General features: G+C 55.5%; 18 protein-coding genes. 12 read left to right on the forward strand and 6 right to left on the reverse strand.

The genetic code is table 11. From position 1 onward, the window contains the following. Positions 1–14 precede the first annotated feature (14 nt). The 3 genes from F153LOC_RS01005 to yfcG form a co-directional block, all read right to left on the reverse strand. Positions 15–908, reverse strand: a complete 894-nt coding sequence (locus tag F153LOC_RS01005; RefSeq protein ID WP_102104910.1) for a TIGR01777 family oxidoreductase — start codon at positions 906–908, stop codon at positions 15–17. Between the two features lie 18 nt (positions 909–926). Further along, a complete protein-coding gene (folX, locus tag F153LOC_RS01010) occupies positions 927–1,289 on the reverse strand; it encodes a dihydroneopterin triphosphate 2'-epimerase (protein ID WP_100779433.1) in 363 nt (120 codons plus the stop codon). A 72-nt stretch (positions 1,290–1,361) separates the two neighbouring features. After that, entirely contained in the window at positions 1,362–1,991 is a 630-nt protein-coding gene (gene yfcG, locus F153LOC_RS01015; protein ID WP_100779434.1) for a GSH-dependent disulfide bond oxidoreductase, read from the reverse strand. A 138-nt stretch (positions 1,992–2,129) separates the two neighbouring features. On the opposite strand from yfcG, the gene yfcF reads away from it, so the two are divergent. Genes yfcF through yfcD form a run of 3 tightly spaced genes read left to right on the forward strand, consistent with a single transcriptional unit; the run spans position 2,130 to position 3,991 of the window. Then, positions 2,130–2,774 (forward strand): glutathione transferase, encoded by a 645-nt coding sequence (yfcF, locus tag F153LOC_RS01020; protein WP_102105008.1) that lies wholly within the window; start codon positions 2,130–2,132, stop codon positions 2,772–2,774. Positions 2,775–2,829: 55 nt separating this feature from the next. Further along, entirely contained in the window at positions 2,830–3,381 is a 552-nt protein-coding gene (gene yfcE, locus F153LOC_RS01025; protein WP_146003447.1) for a phosphodiesterase, read from the forward strand. 55 nt (positions 3,382–3,436) lie between these two features. After that, positions 3,437–3,991: an NUDIX hydrolase YfcD gene (gene yfcD, locus F153LOC_RS01030; RefSeq protein WP_100779436.1), complete on the forward strand. Its 555-nt coding sequence runs from the start codon at positions 3,437–3,439 to the stop codon at positions 3,989–3,991. A gap of 3 nt (positions 3,992–3,994) precedes the next feature. Here yfcD and F153LOC_RS01035 read toward each other — a convergent pair whose 3' ends face one another. Then, on the reverse strand, positions 3,995–5,014 hold the full coding sequence (locus tag F153LOC_RS01035; protein ID WP_100779437.1) for a LacI family DNA-binding transcriptional regulator: 1,020 nt from the start codon (positions 5,012–5,014) through the stop codon (positions 3,995–3,997). Positions 5,015–5,251: 237 nt separating this feature from the next. Between F153LOC_RS01035 and F153LOC_RS01040 the strand changes: the two genes are divergently transcribed. The 5 genes from F153LOC_RS01040 to F153LOC_RS01060 all read left to right on the forward strand — a co-directional run bounded on the left by F153LOC_RS01040 (position 5,252) and on the right by F153LOC_RS01060 (position 9,245). Continuing rightward, positions 5,252–5,695, forward strand: a complete 444-nt coding sequence (locus tag F153LOC_RS01040; RefSeq protein ID WP_102104908.1) for a PTS sugar transporter subunit IIA — start codon at positions 5,252–5,254, stop codon at positions 5,693–5,695. Positions 5,696–5,774: 79 nt separating this feature from the next. Beyond that, complete coding sequence (locus tag F153LOC_RS01045) at positions 5,775–6,053, forward strand: PTS sugar transporter subunit IIB (RefSeq protein ID WP_100779439.1); 279 nt, start codon at positions 5,775–5,777, stop codon at positions 6,051–6,053. A gap of 27 nt (positions 6,054–6,080) precedes the next feature. Further along, positions 6,081–7,472, forward strand: coding sequence for a PTS ascorbate transporter subunit IIC (locus F153LOC_RS01050; RefSeq protein WP_102104907.1), 1,392 nt, complete (start codon positions 6,081–6,083; stop codon positions 7,470–7,472). Continuing rightward, positions 7,469–8,299 (forward strand): transketolase, encoded by an 831-nt coding sequence (locus F153LOC_RS01055; RefSeq protein ID WP_100779441.1) that lies wholly within the window; start codon positions 7,469–7,471, stop codon positions 8,297–8,299. The genes F153LOC_RS01050 and F153LOC_RS01055 overlap by 4 nt, the downstream gene beginning before the upstream one ends. Continuing rightward, positions 8,292–9,245 (forward strand): transketolase family protein, encoded by a 954-nt coding sequence (locus F153LOC_RS01060; protein ID WP_100779442.1) that lies wholly within the window; start codon positions 8,292–8,294, stop codon positions 9,243–9,245. The genes F153LOC_RS01055 and F153LOC_RS01060 overlap by 8 nt, the downstream gene beginning before the upstream one ends. Before the next feature lie 80 nt (positions 9,246–9,325). On the opposite strand, the gene pta is transcribed toward F153LOC_RS01060, so the two are convergent. Continuing rightward, entirely contained in the window at positions 9,326–11,470 is a 2,145-nt protein-coding gene (gene pta / locus F153LOC_RS01065; protein WP_100779443.1) for a phosphate acetyltransferase, read from the reverse strand. A gap of 76 nt (positions 11,471–11,546) precedes the next feature. After that, complete coding sequence (ackA, locus tag F153LOC_RS01070; protein ID WP_100779444.1) at positions 11,547–12,749, reverse strand: acetate kinase; 1,203 nt, start codon at positions 12,747–12,749, stop codon at positions 11,547–11,549. A 337-nt stretch (positions 12,750–13,086) separates the two neighbouring features. Between ackA and yfbV the strand changes: the two genes are divergently transcribed. From yfbV to F153LOC_RS01090, 4 genes are all read left to right on the forward strand, one after another. Further along, positions 13,087–13,542, forward strand: a complete 456-nt coding sequence (yfbV, locus tag F153LOC_RS01075; RefSeq protein ID WP_100779445.1) for a terminus macrodomain insulation protein YfbV — start codon at positions 13,087–13,089, stop codon at positions 13,540–13,542. 91 nt (positions 13,543–13,633) lie between these two features. Next, a complete protein-coding gene (locus tag F153LOC_RS01080) occupies positions 13,634–14,128 on the forward strand; it encodes a YfbU family protein (protein ID WP_095282756.1) in 495 nt (164 codons plus the stop codon). A 10-nt stretch (positions 14,129–14,138) separates the two neighbouring features. After that, positions 14,139–14,798 (forward strand): sugar phosphatase, encoded by a 660-nt coding sequence (locus tag F153LOC_RS01085; protein WP_100780843.1) that lies wholly within the window; start codon positions 14,139–14,141, stop codon positions 14,796–14,798. Between the two features lie 76 nt (positions 14,799–14,874). Further along, positions 14,875–16,707 carry an SLC13 family permease gene (locus tag F153LOC_RS01090; protein ID WP_102104906.1) on the forward strand — a complete coding sequence of 611 codons (1,833 nt, stop codon included), beginning with the start codon at positions 14,875–14,877 and terminating at the stop codon, positions 16,705–16,707. Positions 16,708–16,743: the final 36 nt, after the last annotated feature.

The following is a 16,743-nucleotide window of genomic DNA, read 5'->3' on the forward strand; positions in this document are numbered from 1 at the left end:
GCGACACGGCAGATTTAACCCACCACATCTCCCAGGGCTTCTTCTAAGTCGTACCAGCGGAAGGCAAATCCCGACGCCTCCAGCCGTTTTGGCAGGGCGCGCTGCCCGCCCAGCACCAGCACTGACGATTCCCCCATCAACAGGCGGATGGCCGTCGCAGGGGCGCGAAGCACCGCCGGGCGTTTCAGGGCGTGGCCCAGCGCATGGGCAAACTGTTCGTTTCGCACCGGGTAGGGTGCAACCATATTGAACGGGCCGCGCAGATCGTTATCCAGCAGCCACAGAATGCCGTTAACCATATCGTCGATATGAATCCAGGCCAGATACTGGCGCCCGTTGCCCATCGGGCCGCCCAGGCCAAGTTTAAACACCGGGAGCATCTTCGCCAGAATTCCGCCCTTCGGTGCTAGCACCACGCCGGTTCTGAGCAGACAAACGCGGGTGGCGTCACTCTGCGCCCCGCAGGCGATTTGCTCCCAGCGGGCGCAGAGTTTGTGGGTAAATTCGTTATGCGGTGGCTCTTCTTCGGTAACGACGACTTCGCCGAGATCGCCGTAATAGCCTGCCGCCGAGCCGGAAATCAGAACCGACGGAGGCGTTGCGCTGGCGTGGAACAGATCGATCAGCTTTTGAGTGGTGTTCCAGCGGCTGTCACACAGCCGCTGTTTCTGCTCTTCGGTCCAGCGTTTGTCGGCGATAGGCTCACCGGCGAGGTTGATGACGGCGTCGAAACCGTCCAGATTCTGCTGTTCAGCCAGCCCTTTCCAGATATCGACGTTATTGCCGAGCACCTGACGCGCTTTATCCGCGTTGCGCGTCACCACGGTGATGTCGTGTTTCAGCACCTGCAAGCGCGAAATGAGATGACGGCCAATCAGGCCGGTACCGCCAGTCACCAGAATCTTCATACCACCTCCTGGAGGCGCTTAGCGTTGCCAGCTTAGGGTCATAGAGACCGAGTCGGCGTAACGCAGCGCGTGAAGTTTGTCGATTTCTACTTCAGCATAAGTGACCCAGTGATGTTCGCGTGCGATATCGAGCACATCCTGAGTTAATTTTTCCAGCAAAGAGAAACGGTTATTCTCAACGTACTTAATGATGTTCTTGGTAATGGTGCGATAGTTCAGGGCGTCGTTGATATCTTCACTGGCGCGGGCCTTGTCGGCCGGGTAGTGAATAACGACATTAATCACGATGTCCTGACGGTTTTCGATCTCTTCGTCTTTGATACCGATAAAAGTGCGTAAGCGTAAGTTTTTTATACGAATAATAGCGTCATGCTGAGACATTGCAGGCTTCCTCTGTTTGTTATTCGCACCATAATACATGAGGATTTTGGGCGCGCCCAATCCGACGGGTACCTAAATTTGCTGAGCCTTCTGCATCGCGCGCTCCGTCGCCGGGCGGGTGCGGATCCGCTCGAACCAGTTGTTCACGGCAGGGTAAGTGGCCAGATCGATTCGCTGACGCAGATGGGCGTTGATCCACGGCCAGCATGCGATATCCGCGATGCTGTAATGATCGCCGCCAAGCCACGGGGATTTTTCCAGCCGCTTGTTCAGCACCCCGTAAAGACGCTGGGTTTCCACCTGATAGCGCTCAATGGCGTAAGGAATGGGCTGCGGGGCAAAATGGTTAAAGTGGTGGTTTTGTCCCAGGCTCGGCCCCAGACCGCTCGCCTGCCAGAACAGCCATTGCAGCGTGTGGTGTCGCTCACGCAGCTCACCGCTCAGCAATTTGCCGGTTTTTTCCGCCAGATAGAGCAGGATCTCACCCGATTCAAACAGGCTCAGCGGCCTGCCGCCATCCACAGGGGAGGTATCGACAATCGCGGGAATTTTATTGTTGGGCGAAATGGCCAGAAAATCAGCCCGGAACTGATCGCCCTTGCTGATATCCACTTTGATAATGCGATAATCCAGCTGAGTTTCTTCCAGAAAGAGCGTGATCTTGTGACCGTTAGGGGTCGGGGCAAAATAGAGGTCTATCATCTCAACTCCTGTCATTAGATTATTTCAGGCCTTAAAAACGAGTATAGGCGCTGCGCATAAATCGTGAGTTTTCATCAAGTGACAGGAACGCAAAGAGATTATATGTTGGATGAAAACCGTTCAGCCGATGAGGATGTTATGAGCCAACCTGCGATTACCCTGTGGTCCGATGCCAACTTTTTTTCGCCGTATGTCATGAGTGTGTATGTCGCGCTGGCGGAGAAGGGGCTGACATTCAACCTCAAAACCGTTGATCTGGATCGCGGCGATCACCTTAAACCGCAGTGGCAGGGTTACGCGCTGACGCGCCGTGTACCGGTGCTGGAAATCGACGGGTTTGAGCTGAGTGAATCCTCAGCCATTGATGAGTATCTCGAAGATCGCTTTGCGCCGCCGGAGTGGGAGCGTATCTATCCCCACGATCTGCAAAAACGCGCGCGGGCGCGACAGATCCAGGCGTGGCTCAGGAGCGATCTGGTGCCGATTCGTGAGCAGCGTGCGACAGACGTGATCTTTGGCGGTGCGAAAATGCCTGCGCTCAACGAAGCGGGTGAGGCGAGCGCCAGTAAGCTCTTCGAAACGGCCACGAAACTGTTGGAACACGGCAACCCGAACCTGTTTGGCGAATGGTGTATTGCCGATGCGGATCTGGCGCTGATGCTTAACCGCCTGGTACTGAATGGCGACGCCGTTCCACAGGCGCTGGCCGACTATGCCTCCTTCCAGTGGCAGCGCGCCTCCGTGCAGCGTTTTGTCGCGCTGTCGGCAAAGCGTGCAGGCTGATAAACCCCGTGGGTTCAGGTATGATAGGGCAGTGATCATTTGAAAGGAGTCACTGATGAAACTCATGTTTGCATCGGATATTCACGGATCGCTGCCCGCGACGGAGCGCGTACTTGAACGCTTTGTGCAAAGCGGGGCGCAGTGGCTGATTATCCTCGGCGATGTGCTTAACCACGGGCCGCGTAATGCGCTTCCTGACGGCTACGCTCCCGCGCAGGTGGCGGACAAACTGAATCAGTATGCGGATAAAATCATCGCGGTGCGCGGCAACTGCGACAGTGAAGTCGATCAGATGTTACTTCACTTCCCGATGACTGCCCCCTGGCAGCAGGTGTTGCTGGGCCAGAACCGCCTGTTTTTGACCCACGGACATCTTTTTAGCCCGGATAATTTGCCGCCGCTCTCGACTGGCGATGTGCTGGTTTACGGTCATACTCATATTCCGGTGGCGTCGAGGCACGGAGATATCGTGCATTTCAATCCTGGCTCCGTCAGTATTCCGAAAGGGGGGAATATCCCCAGCTACGGCATGCTGGAGGAGAATCTATTACGCGTTATCGCACTTAATGATCAGCAAGTTATTGCGCAGGTCAGCATTAATCCGTAAGTTACACCTCAAAAGTCAAACGCGCCAAAAGAGCGCTTAACGAGAAGGGTTCCCGATGGTGGAGCAGAGTCATTTGGCAAGTACAGAGTGGGTTGACATTGTCAGCGAAGACAATGAAGTGATCGCACAGGCGAGCCGCGAGCAAATGCGGGCTGAACGTCTGCGTCACCGCGCAACTTACATCGTTGTTCACGATGGAATGGGCAAGATCCTGGTACAGCGACGTACTGACACGAAAGATTTTCTCCCGGGCATGCTCGATGCTACGGCAGGTGGCGTGGTCCAGGCCGATGAAATTCTGCTGGACTCTGCGCGTCGTGAGGCAGAAGAGGAGCTGGGCATTGCCGGTGTGCCTTTTGCTGAGCACGGTCTGTTCTACTTTGAAGACCCACATTGTCGCGTCTGGGGCGGATTGTTTAGCTGTGTGTCCCACGGTCCCTTCGCGCTTCAGGAAGAAGAGGTGAGTGAAGTAAGCTGGATGACGCCAGAAGAGATCACCGCACGTTGTGATGAGTTCACTCCGGATTCACTGAAAGCTCTGGCGCTGTGGATGAGCCGCAACGCCAAAAACGAGTCCGCAAAACCTGAGAAGCAGGAGCAGGCTGAGTAAACCTCAGCAACTCTCCCGCAAACACAGACTGGAGGCGATCGGTTTCTGATCGCGCCAGTCGCTGTCATTCAAGCGCTCCAGCAGCGCGCGTCCCGCTTCAACACCAATCTTACGATGTGGCACCGCCATCGTCGTCAGCGGCGGCTGACAGACGCGGCTGACGTCGCTATCGCCAAAACCCACCACCGCCAGGTCATCCGGTACTTTGATGCGCCGGCGCTGACACTCATACAACACGCCGCACGCCAGTTCGTCGGAGACGCAGACCAGCGCATCCAGTTCCGGCCAGGCAAGTAAAAACTCCGGCAGCTGCGACGCACCCGTTGAGAAATTCGGCGGCAGTGCGGCATTTATCACCCGATTCGGCGACATATGGTGGCGCAACATCGCCTTATACCAGCCCTGCAGGTGCTGCTGGAAAATCCACTGCTCCTGATTGGCGCACAGCAGACCGATGTTCTGATAGCCGCGCTGAATCACCAGTTCGGTGAGTTCGTACATCGCCGCGACGTTGTCGATTCCAATATTCATATCCAGCGGATCGGCGCGCATCGCCCCCATTTCCATCACCGGTATAGAGGCGTTTTTTAGCCAGTGGCGGACGGTATCCGTGTGTTCCGCGCTGAGCAAAATGGCGGCCGCAATGTTAGAAGCGAGCAGTGTTTCGAGCAGTTTCTCTTCCTGCTCAGGACGGTGCTGAGATTCGGCCAGCATAATCTGGTATCCGGCCGGTTGCAGGATTTGCTGCAGCCCGGCGAACATATCGGAACATCCGTCTTCTGCAAGATTGGGGACGACCATGGCAATGGTCCTGGATGATGCTGACGCCAGCGCACTGGCTGCAAGATTGGGCATATAACCCAGCTCCTGCACCGCTGCATCAATTTTTTCTCGTAGCTTATCGGAAACCTGCTCTGGCGTGCGCAATGCGCGGGACACCGTCATAGTACCCACTCCGGCAAGCTGAGCGACATCAGAGATTGTCACTTTGCCGGTACTACGTCGTTTTCGGGTTAGAGACATACAAATTCCTGGTGACCAGTCGCGTTTTGTTATCTTCCTTCACTTCACGTAAAAATCAGTATACGCCTTAACTCCCTTTTTTTACTGTGATTTAAGGTGCGGTTTGTAATTTGATAGCGCTATCACAAATTTGAACGTTAGAAATTGGTAGCGCTATCTTTGTGATCTTGATCGCAGCTATCCGTGATAGCCTTGCATAAAGTTTGCTCATTGTTGATATCAGGCCGGGAGGAAAACATGCTCAAAAAATGGATACATGATGCAACCATCACCCTGGAAGAGAGCGTTGAAAACTGGCCGCAGGCGCTGGAGCTTTGCGCCAGACCGCTGCTGGAGATGAACGTGATTTCCCCGGATTATGTGACGGCGATTGTCGAACAGCATCATAAGTTAGGACCGTATTACGTGCTGGCACCAGGGCTGGCGATGCCGCATGCGCGGCCAGAAGAAGGGGCGAAAGGGCTTGGCCTCTCATTATTAAAACTTAAGCAGGGAGTCGCATTCGGTGCCGGAGAGTTCGATCCGGTAGATATTATTATCATGCTGGCTGCACCCGATAAACACAGCCATATCGAAATGATCTCCGCGCTGGCCGAGTTATTTTCCAGTGACGATGATTTGGCCGAACTGCATAACGTAAATACGCGGGAGGAAATAAAAGCCATTATCGAACGCTTCTGACGTTATTACCCATTCCGATTAATTAACTCATTACGCTGATGCGTGATGCGGGCGCACTCTACTCAAAAAAGGCATAACAATGAAAATTATGGCGATTTGCGGCTCCGGCCTGGGCAGTAGTTTCATGGTCGAAATGAATATCAAAAAAGTGCTAAAAAAATTAAATATCCAGGCTGAGGTTGAGCACTCCGATCTCTCTTCGGCCACACCGGGTGCTGCCGATGTGTTCGTGATGGCGAAAGACATTGCTGCCAGCGCGAGCGTGCCGGAAAGCCAGCTGGTGGTCATCAACAACATTATTGATATCAATGAACTTGAAGCGCAACTCAGCGCCTGGTTCGCAAAACAATCATCCTGATAACACCCTGTAAACGGTGAGGTGGATATGTTTATAATCGAAACGTTGAATTTCGTTGTTGATATTTTAAAAGTACCCTCAGTGCTGGTGGGCTTAATTGCCTTAATTGGACTGGTAGCCCAGAAAAAACCGTTTTCGGATGTGGTGAAAGGCACCATTAAAACCATTCTCGGTTTTATTGTTCTGGGCGGCGGTGCTACGGTGCTGGTCGGCTCCTTAAATCCCTTAGGGGGAATGTTTGAACACGCCTTTAATATTCAGGGCATTATTCCGAATAACGAAGCCATTGTGTCCATTGCGCTAGAGAAATATGGCGCATCTACGGCGCTGATTATGGCCTTCGGGATGGTAGCGAATATTATTGTCGCTCGCTTTACCCGACTGAAGTACATCTTCCTGACCGGGCACCACACGTTCTACATGGCTTGCATGATCGGCGTGATCCTGACCGTCGCCGGGTTTGAGGGTATCGGCCTGGTCTTTACCGGCTCGCTGATTCTCGGTCTGGTCATGGCGTTCTTCCCGGCGCTGGCGCAACGCTACATGAAGCGCATCACCGGTAATGACGATATCGCGTTTGGCCACTTCGGTACGCTGGGCTACGTGCTTTCCGGCTGGATCGGCAGCAAATGCGGGAAAGGCTCGCGCTCAACGGAAGAGATGAATCTGCCAAAGAACCTCAGCTTCCTGCGCGACAGCTCAATCTCTATCTCGCTGACCATGATGATCATCTACCTGATTATGGCCGTCAGCGCCGGGCGTGAGTATGTCGAAGCGACCTTCAGCGGCGGTCAAAACTACCTGGTTTACGCAATTATCATGGCGATCACCTTCGCGGCGGGGGTGTTCATCATCCTGCAGGGTGTGCGTCTGATTCTGGCGGAGATTGTCCCGGCCTTTACCGGCTTTTCCGAAAAACTGGTCCCGAACGCGCGTCCGGCCCTCGACTGCCCGGTGGTCTATCCCTATGCGCCTAACGCCGTGCTGATTGGCTTCCTGTTCAGCTTCCTCGGCGGTCTGGTTGGTCTGTTCCTGTGTGGGCAGTTTAGCTGGGTGCTGATCCTGCCGGGTGTGGTTCCACACTTCTTCACCGGTGCCACTGCCGGGGTGTTCGGGAATGCTACGGGCGGGCGTCGTGGTGCGATGATTGGGGCCTTTGCCAACGGCCTGCTGATTACCTTCCTGCCGGTGATGTTGCTGCCGGTGCTGGGGGCGATTGGTTTCGCTAACACCACCTTCTCAGACGCTGATTTTGGCGCAGTGGGCATCGTGCTGGGCAATCTGGCGCGCTATCTGTCTCCGTTCGCCATTACCGGTCTCGTCGTTGCGCTGTTCGCCGCGCTGGTGGCCTACAACGTGTTCGCTAAAAACAACTCTGCGGGCGGTAACGCGCAGGAAAACACCGGAGCTAAATCATGAATGTGAAAGAAGTCACCCGACTGGCGCGTGAGATCCGCCTGGAAACGCTCAAATCCTTAACGCAGCTGGGGTTCGGTCATTACGGCGGCAGTATGTCGGTGGTGGAAACGCTGGCGGTGCTTTACGGCGCGGTGATGAAAATCGACCCGGCCGATCCCGACTGGCCAGAGCGCGATTACTTCGTGCTCTCCAAGGGGCACGCTGGCCCGGCGCTTTACAGCACGCTGGCGATCAAAGGCTATTTCCCGGTGGAAGAACTGAGCACGCTGAACCAGAACGGCACGCGTTTGCCGAGCCACCCGGATCGTCTGAAAACGCGCGGCGTGGATGCCACTACCGGTTCGCTGGGGCAGGGAATTTCAATCGCTGGCGGGATGGCCCTATCGCATAAGCTGGCGGGGCGTCCTAACCGGGTGTTCAGTATCGTCGGTGACGGCGAGCTAAACGAGGGGCAGTGCTGGGAAGCCTTCCAGTTTATCGCCCACCACCGGCTGACCAATCTGACCATTTTTGTCGACTGGAACAAACAGCAGCTCGACGGCGAACTGGATGAGATCATCTGTGCGTTCGATCTCGAAGGGAAGTTCCGTGCCTTTGGCTTTGACGTGGTGACGGTCAAGGGGGACGACGTGGCCGGACTGCTGGAGGTGGTTTCGCTGCCGCCTGCCGCCGGTGCCCGCCCGCTGGTGGTGATCCTCGACAGCATCAAAGGGCAGGGCGTGCCGTATCTGGAGCAGCTAAGCAACTCCCACCACCTGCGACTGACGGATGACGTCAAAGCCGCGCTGAATGAGACGATTCGCCAACTGGAGGCCGCACATGATTAAGGTTGCACCCGCAGGACAAAAAGATGCCATCGAGATGCGTAAAGTCTACGCCGGTTTCGTGGCAAACCAGATTGAAGCCGGAAGTGAGATTATCGCTCTCGAAGCGGATCTGATGAGCTCAATGGCAATGGATGGCGTGGCGCGGGATTACCCGCAGCATGTAATTAACTGCGGCATTATGGAAGCCAACGTCATCGGTACGGCCGCCGGGCTATCGCTCACCGGGCGTAAACCCTTTGTGCATACGTTCACGGCCTTCGCCAGCCGCCGCTGCTTTGACCAGCTGTTTATGTCGCTGGATTATCAGCGCAATAACGTCAAAGTCATTGCCTCGGATGCGGGTGTCACGGCCTGTCACAATGGCGGCACCCATATGTCGTTTGAGGATATGGGGATCGTGCGCGGCCTGGCGCATTCGGTAGTACTGGAAGTGACCGATGCGGTGATGTTCGAAGACGTGCTGCGCCAGCTTATCGATCTCGAGGGTTTTTACTGGGTACGTACCATCCGTAAGCAGGCGCCAAGCGTCTATGCACCGGGATCGACCTTTACCATTGGCAAAGGTAACGTCTTGCGTGAGGGGAGCGATATCACGCTGATTGCAAACGGCATCATGGTGGCGGAAGCGCTGGAAGCGGCTCGTCAGCTCGAGCAGGAGGGGGTCAGCGCGGCGGTAATCGACATGTTTACCCTGAAACCTATCGACCGGATGCTGGTGAAAAACTACGCCGAGAAAACCGGGCGGATTGTGACCTGTGAAAACCACAGTATTCACAACGGGCTGGGGTCTGCGGTGGCAGAAGTGCTGGTGGAAACCTGTCCGGTCCCGATGCGTCGTGTCGGCGTGAAAGAGCGGTATGGTCAGGTGGGCACGCAGGACTTCCTGCAGAAAGAGTATGGCCTGACGGCACACGATATTGTCTCGGCGGCGCGAGAGCTGCTGTAATTAAAAAAGGCGACCAGAGGGTCGCCTTTTTGTTGCCCGGTGGTGCAGACGCTTACCGGGCTTACAGAACGTTCAGAACATTACTGCTGTTGCTGTGAAGACTGAATCGCGGTCAGAGCGATGGTGTAGACGATATCGTCAACCAGTGCGCCACGGGACAGGTCGTTCACCGGCTTGCGCATACCCTGCAGCATCGGCCCGATGGAGATCAGGTCGGCAGAACGCTGTACCGCTTTGTAGGTGGTGTTACCGGTGTTCAGATCCGGGAAGATGAACACGGTCGCGCGACCTGCAACCGGAGAGTTCGGTGCTTTGGATTTCGCAACGTCAGCCATCACGGCGGCGTCGTACTGCAGCGGGCCATCGATCATCAGGTCAGGACGTTTTTCCTGCGCCAGACGCGTCGCTTCACGCACTTTCTCTACGTCGCTACCTGCACCAGAGGTGCCGGTGGAGTAGGAGAGCATCGCAACGCGCGGTTCGATACCGAAGGCAATTGCGGAGTCCGCAGACTGGATAGCAATCTCAGCCAGCTGTTCTGCAGTTGGGTCTGGGTTGATCGCACAGTCACCGTAAACATAAACCTGTTCAGGCAGCAGCATGAAGAACACAGAAGAGACCAGCGAGCTACCTGGTGCCGTTTTGATCAGCTGCAGCGGTGGACGGATGGTGTTCGCGGTGGTGTGAACTGCACCAGAAACCAGACCGTCAACTTCGTCCTGCTCCAGCATCAGGGTACCCAGTACCACATTGTCTTCCAGCTGTTCGCGCGCAACGGCTTCGGTCATGCCTTTGCTCTTACGCAGCTCAACCAGACGGGCAACGTAGCTCTCGCGAACCACTTCTGGATCGACGATTTCGATACCTGAACCCAGCTCAACGCCCTGAGACGCTGCAACGCGGGTGATTTCATCTGGGTTACCCAGCAGTACGCAGGTCGCGATGCCGCGCTCTGCACAGATAGCAGCCGCTTTAACGGTACGCGGTTCGTCGCCTTCTGGCAGAACAACGCGTTTACCGGCTTTACGTGCCAGCTCGGTCAGCTGGTAGCGGAATGCTGGTGGAGACAGACGACGGCTACGCTCGGAGGTTGCGGTCAGAGACTCAACCCAGTCAGCGTTGATGTAGCTTGCAACGTATTCTTGAACTTTCTCGATACGCTCATGGTCATCAACCGGGACTTCGAGGTTGAAGCTCTGCAGGCTCAGAGAGGTCTGCCAGGTGTTGGTGTTCACCATGAACACTGGCAGGCCGGTGGCGAACGCACGTTCGCACAGCTTGCTTACGCGAGGGTCCATTTCGTATGCGCCGGTCAGCAGGATCGCACCGATCTCAACGCCGTTCATCGCAGCCAGACAGGCGGCAACCAGCACATCAGGACGGTCAGCGGAGGTCACCAGCAGGGAACCTGCACGGAAATGTTCCAGCATGTGCGGAATGCTGCGCGCACAGAAGGTCACAGATTTCACGCGGCGGGTATTGATGTCGCCTTCGTTAACCACGGTCGCATTCAGGTGACGCGCCATGTCGATCGCACGGGTAGCGATCAGATCGAAGCTCCACGGCACCGCGCCCAGCACTGGCAGCGGGCTGCTTGCGCTCAGCTGAGCAGGGTCCACTTTCACGATCTTCGCTTTGGAAGAGTCGTCGAAAATTTCAGACAGGTCAGGGCGAGTACGGCCTTGCTCATCAACCGGTGCGTTCAGTTTGTTAACGATAACGCCGGTGATGTTGCTGTTTTTCGCGCCGCCGAAGCTGCTGCGAGTCAGCTCAATGCGCTCGTTCAGCTGTTCCGGGGTATCGGTACCCTGAGACATCACGAACACGATTTCAGCGTTCAGGGTTTTGGCGATTTCGTAGTTCAGAGACTGAGCAAACTGATGTTTGCGCGTCGGAACCAGACCTTCAACCAGAACCACTTCCGCGTCCTTCGCGTTCGCGTGGTAGTTAGCGATGATCTCTTCCATCAGCACATCGGACTGATTGCTGGAGAGCAGAGACTCAACGTGGCTCATTTTCAGCGGTTCAGCCGCTGGCAGACCGGAATTCGCACGCACGATGGCGGTGGTCTGGTCTGGCGCATCGCCACCGGCACGAGGCTGGGCGATAGGCTTAAAGACGCTCAGGCGAACGCCTTTGCGTTCCATAGCACGGATAACGCCAAGGCTGACGCTGGTCAGGCCGACGCTGGTTCCGGTAGGGATCAGCATAATAGTACGGGACACGGTTTATCCTCTTTTGGTTACCGCCGCAGTGGGCGGGGTACAAAACAGCACCGCCAGCATTGCTGGCGGTGTGGAATCAGGCAGTCAGACGGTTCGCGTCTTGCGCGATGACCAGCTCTTCGTTGGTTGGGATAACCAGAGCCGGGCGGGTGCCTTCTTTGTTGATGAAGCCAGACTTGCCGAAACGGGCAGCCAGGTTACGTTCGTGATCAACATCGAAGCCCAGAACGCCCAGTTTGCCCAGGGACAGTTCACGAACCATTGCCGCGTTCTCACCGATACCACCGGTGAAGATAACCGCATCCAGACGACCATCCATCAGTGCAGTGTAAGAACCGATGTATTTCGCCAGACGGTGGCAGTAAACGTCCATTGCACGTTTAGCGTCAGCTTTGGTGGTGTAGTTGTCTTCAACGTAACGGCAGTCGCTGGTGACTTCGGTCAGACCCAGCAGGCCAGACTCTTTGGTCAGCATTTTGTTGATTGCATCAACGCTCATGCCCAGGGTGTCGTGCAGGTGGAAGATGATCGCCGGGTCGATGTCACCGGAACGCGTACCCATCACCAGACCTTCCAGCGGGGTCAGACCCATAGAAGTATCAACACACTCGCCGTTGCGGATAGCAGAAACAGAACCACCGTTGCCCAGGTGGCAAGTGATGATGTTCAGCTCTTCAACAGGTTTGTTCAGAATCTTGGCCGCTTCCTGAGTAACATAGAAGTGGCTGGTGCCGTGTGCGCCGTAACGACGAACGCCGTGCTCTTTGTACAGGCTGTACGGCAGGGCATAGAGGTAAGACTCTTCTGGCATGGTCTGATGGAACGCGGTGTCGAAGACAGCGACGTTTTTGTCTTTCAGATTCGGGAAGGATTTCAGCGCTTCCGCGATGCCGATCAGGTGTGCAGGGTTGTGCAGCGGTGCAAAAGAGGCTGCGTCTTTGATACCCTGAATAACGGAATCGTCGATCACTACAGAGCCGGTGTACTTCTCGCCGCCGTGAACTACACGGTGGCCGATCGCAGTCAGCTGAGCAGACAGTTCTGGTTTTTGTGCCAGAATAGTGTTAACGATAAAGTTCAGCGCTTCACTGTGAGCGGCGCCTGCACCTAAAGCCGCTTCTTGTTTGCTGCCGTCCATTTTCCATTTCAGACGTGCTTCAGGAAGATGGAAACATTCGGCCAAACCAGAGAGGTACTCTTCACCGTTGAGCGCATCGATGATGGCGAATTTCAGTGAGGAGCTACCGCAGTTCAGAACCAGTACTAACTTACTCGACATGGAAGTACCTATTATTGATACGTGGCTAAAAAAACGTCAGTGAGTCTCGTAGCGTAGCGCAAGATGACCCAGACATTTATGATTAACATCATGCCAAACGAACTTTCTGGCATGATGAAAGAAATCCATATGATTTTATGCCATTTTGAACGATTTTCAGACAATGGCATAATATGCGATAATTTGACGAGTTAACGATTCTCGTCTAAGGCCCAATCAGGCTGGCACAGAATACCCGATACTGGGTAGCGATGACAAAATATTTTGAACGTTGTCATGGCTTGTTGTGGATTTGCACGAAAATTTTAATTTTTATATGTGAAGTTGAGGTACAGCCATGTCGACACCTGAGAACCCCTCCGTGAGCTTCTTGAGTCTGTTTCGTCGGGGCCAGCATTACGCTAAGACGTGGCCCCTGGAGAAGCGCCTTGCGCCGGTGTTTGTAGATAACCGCGTTATCCGCATCACCCGCTATGCGATCCGTTTTATGCCGCCGATTGCCGTCTTTACCCTGTGCTGGCAAATCGCGCTGGGTGGTCAGCTTGGCCCGGCAGTGGCAACCGCGCTGTTTGCGCTCAGTCTCCCGATGCAGGGATTGTGGTGGTTGGGTAAACGTTCTGTCACGCCGCTGCCACCTACTATTTTACACTGGTTTTATGAAGTGCGCGGGAAACTTCAGGAAGCAGGCCAGGCGCTGGCCCCGGTTGAAGGCAAACCGGATTATCAGGCGCTGGCGGATACGCTCAAGCGGGCTTTCAAGCAACTTGATAAAACATTCCTTGATGACTTGTGATTGATCATCGAAACGGTCACGAAAAGAAGGCACAGTAACCACCAGTTACCGTGTCTTTTTTTTTAGTGCAACGCGCAACAGGAGTCGAAAGATGGAAATGACCAATGCTCAACGTCTGATTTTGTCCAATCAGTACAAGATGATGACTATGCTTGATCCCGACAACGCGGAGCGCTATCGCCGCCTGCAGACTATCGTTGAACGTGGATTCGGCTTGCAGATGCGCGAGCTGGACCGCGAGTTTGGCGAACTGAAGGAAGAGACGTGCCGCACCGTCATCGACATTATGGAGATGTACCACGCGCTGCATGTTTCCTGGACCAATCTGAAAGATGCTCAAACCATTGATGAGCGTCGCGTGACATTCCTCGGTTTTGACGTAGCGACCGAATCGCGTTACCTGAGCTATGTTCGCTTCATGGTCAACACCGAAGGGCGTTACACCCATTTTGATGCCGGTACCCATGGCTTTAATTCCCAGACGCCGATGTGGGAAAAATATCAGCGTATGTTAAGCGCGTGGCACGCCTGCCCGCGTCAGTACCATTTAAGCAGTAACGAAATTCAGCAAATTATCAATGCCTGAGGGGGTAAGTGTGCAGTGTAAAGGTTTTCTGTTTGATCTGGACGGTACGCTGGTGGATTCGCTGCCGGTAGTCGAGCGCTCGTGGTGCCATTGGGCCGACAGGCATGGCATTGACCATCAGGACGTATTGAATTTCATCCATGGCAAACAGGCCATTACCTCTTTACGTCACTTCTTGCCCGGACGAACCGAAGAAGAGATTCAGGCGGAGTTCAAGTATCTGGAGCAGATCGAAGCAACAGATGTCGAAGGGATTGTCGCCCTGCCGGGCGCGCTTGAGCTGCTCAATCATCTTGAGGAGGCGCAGATCCCCTGGGCTATCGTGACCTCAGGTTCGATTCCCGTCGCGCACGCCCGCCATAAGGCTGCCGGTCTGCCGACGCCTGAAGTGTTCGTCACCGCCGAACGCGTGAAGCGCGGGAAACCGGAACCGGACGCCTTCTTATTAGGCGCGGAATTGCTGGGCATCCATCCGGCCGAGTGCGTCGTGGTGGAAGATGCCGCCGCCGGTGTGCTGGCCGGGCTGAACGCCGGTAGCCATGTGGTTGCCGTGAATGTGCCCGCCGGTTCGCCCCGGCTCGACGAGGTCGACTTTGTGCTCACGTCGCTTGCCGCGCTGTCCGTTCACAAGGGCGCAGACGGAAATGTTACCGTCTCCTTAAAAATGTAATCCCATGATTTGGCCCCACATTGTTGGGGCCTTTTTATGGCAAAATTCCACACCCTTTCCCTGACAAGGACATGTTGTGAACGGTGAACTGATTTGGGTGCTCAGCCTGCTTGCTATCGCCATCATTCTCTTTGCAACCGGCAAAGTGCGCATGGACGCCGTCGCTTTACTGGTTATCGTCGCGTTTGTTCTGAGCGGCACCTTAACGCTCCCGGAAGCCTTCTCGGGTTTTAGCGATCCCAACGTTATTTTGATTGCCGCGCTGTTTATCATCGGTGACGGACTGGTGCGCACCGGCGTCGCCACGGTGATGGGGGCCTGGCTGGTGAAAGTGGCGGGCAGCAGCGAAACCAAAATGCTCATCTACCTGATGCTGACGGTCGCCGGACTGGGGGCCTTTATGAGCTCCACCGGCGTCGTTGCAATCTTTATTCCGGTGGTGTTAAGCGTCTCCATGCGCATGCAGACCTCACCGTCGCGACTGATGATGCCGCTGAGTTTTGCCGGGCTGATTAGCGGCATGATGACTCTGGTCGCCACGCCGCCGAACCTGGTGGTTAACAGTGAACTCCTGCGCGAAGGCTATGCCGGGTTTAGTTTCTTCAGCGTGACGCCGATTGGCCTGGTGGTGCTGGTGCTCGGCGTGATTTATATGCTCCTCACCCGCTTTGCCCTGAAGGGCGATAACCAGCATAAACACCGCGATGGCTGGCGCAGACGCACCTTTCGCGATCTGATCAAAGAGTATCGTCTTACCGGTCGGGCGCGTCGTCTGGCGATTCGCCCCGGCTCGCCGCTGATTGGTCAGCGTCTTGACGATCTCAAGCTGCGCGAGCGCTACGGCGCGAATATCATCGGGGTCGAGCGCTGGCGCCGGTTCCGTCGCGTGATTGTGAATGTGAACGGGGTGTCTGAGTTTCGCGCCCGCGACGTTCTGCTGATTGATATGTCGACGGCAGATGTCGATCTGCGTGAGTTCTGCACCGAGCAACTGCTGGAGCCTATGGTGTTGCGCGGTGAGTATTTCTCCGACCAGGCGCTGGACGTGGGGATGGCGGAAGTCTCTCTTATCCCCGAATCGGAATTGCTGGGTAAAACCGTCCGTGAGATCGGGTTTCGTACCCGCTACGGGCTGAACGTGGTTGGCCTGAAACGCGACGGGGTGGCGATGGAAGGGGCGGTAGTGGATGAGCCGCTGCAGCTGGGCGATATCTTCCTGGTGGTCGGCAACTGGAAACTGATCAGCCAGCTTGGGCAAAAAGGGCGTGATTTTGTGGTGCTCAATATGCCCATCGAAGAGAGCGACGCGTCACCGGCCCACAGCCAGGCGCCGCATGCCATTTTCTGTCTGGTGCTGATGGTCGCACTGATGCTCACGGACGAAATTCCGAATCCGATCGCGGCCATTATTGCCTGTCTGCTGATGGGGAAATTCCGCTGCATCGATGCGGAAAGTGCCTATAAAGCCATTCACTGGCCGAGCATTATTCTGATCGTCGGGATGATGCCGTTTGCGCTGGCGCTGCAAAAAACGGGTGGCGTCGATCTGGTGGTGAAAGGGCTGATGGACGTCGGCGGGGGATACGGCCCGTACATGATGCTGATTTGTCTGTTTGTCATGTGCGCCACCATCGGGCTGTTTATCTCTAATACCGCGACGGCGGTGCTGATGGCGCCGATTGCGCTGGCGATGGCTAAATCGATGGGGGTGTCGCCGTATCCGTTTGCGATGATGGTCGCCATGGCCGCGTCGGCGGCGTTTATGACGCCCGTTTCGTCACCGGTGAATACCCTGGTGCTGGGGCCGGGAAACTATAAATTCAGCGATTTCGTGAAGCTCGGCGTGCCGTTCACTATCCTGGTAATGCTGGTGTGCGTGGTGTTGATTCCGGTGCTGTTCCCGTTCTGACCTGTTTGCGCCGGGCGGCGGCTTCGCCTGACCCGG

It is taken from the genome of Lelliottia sp. F153 (genome assembly GCF_002870005.1).
Classification (GTDB): Bacteria; Pseudomonadota; Gammaproteobacteria; order Enterobacterales; family Enterobacteriaceae; genus Enterobacter; species Enterobacter nimipressuralis.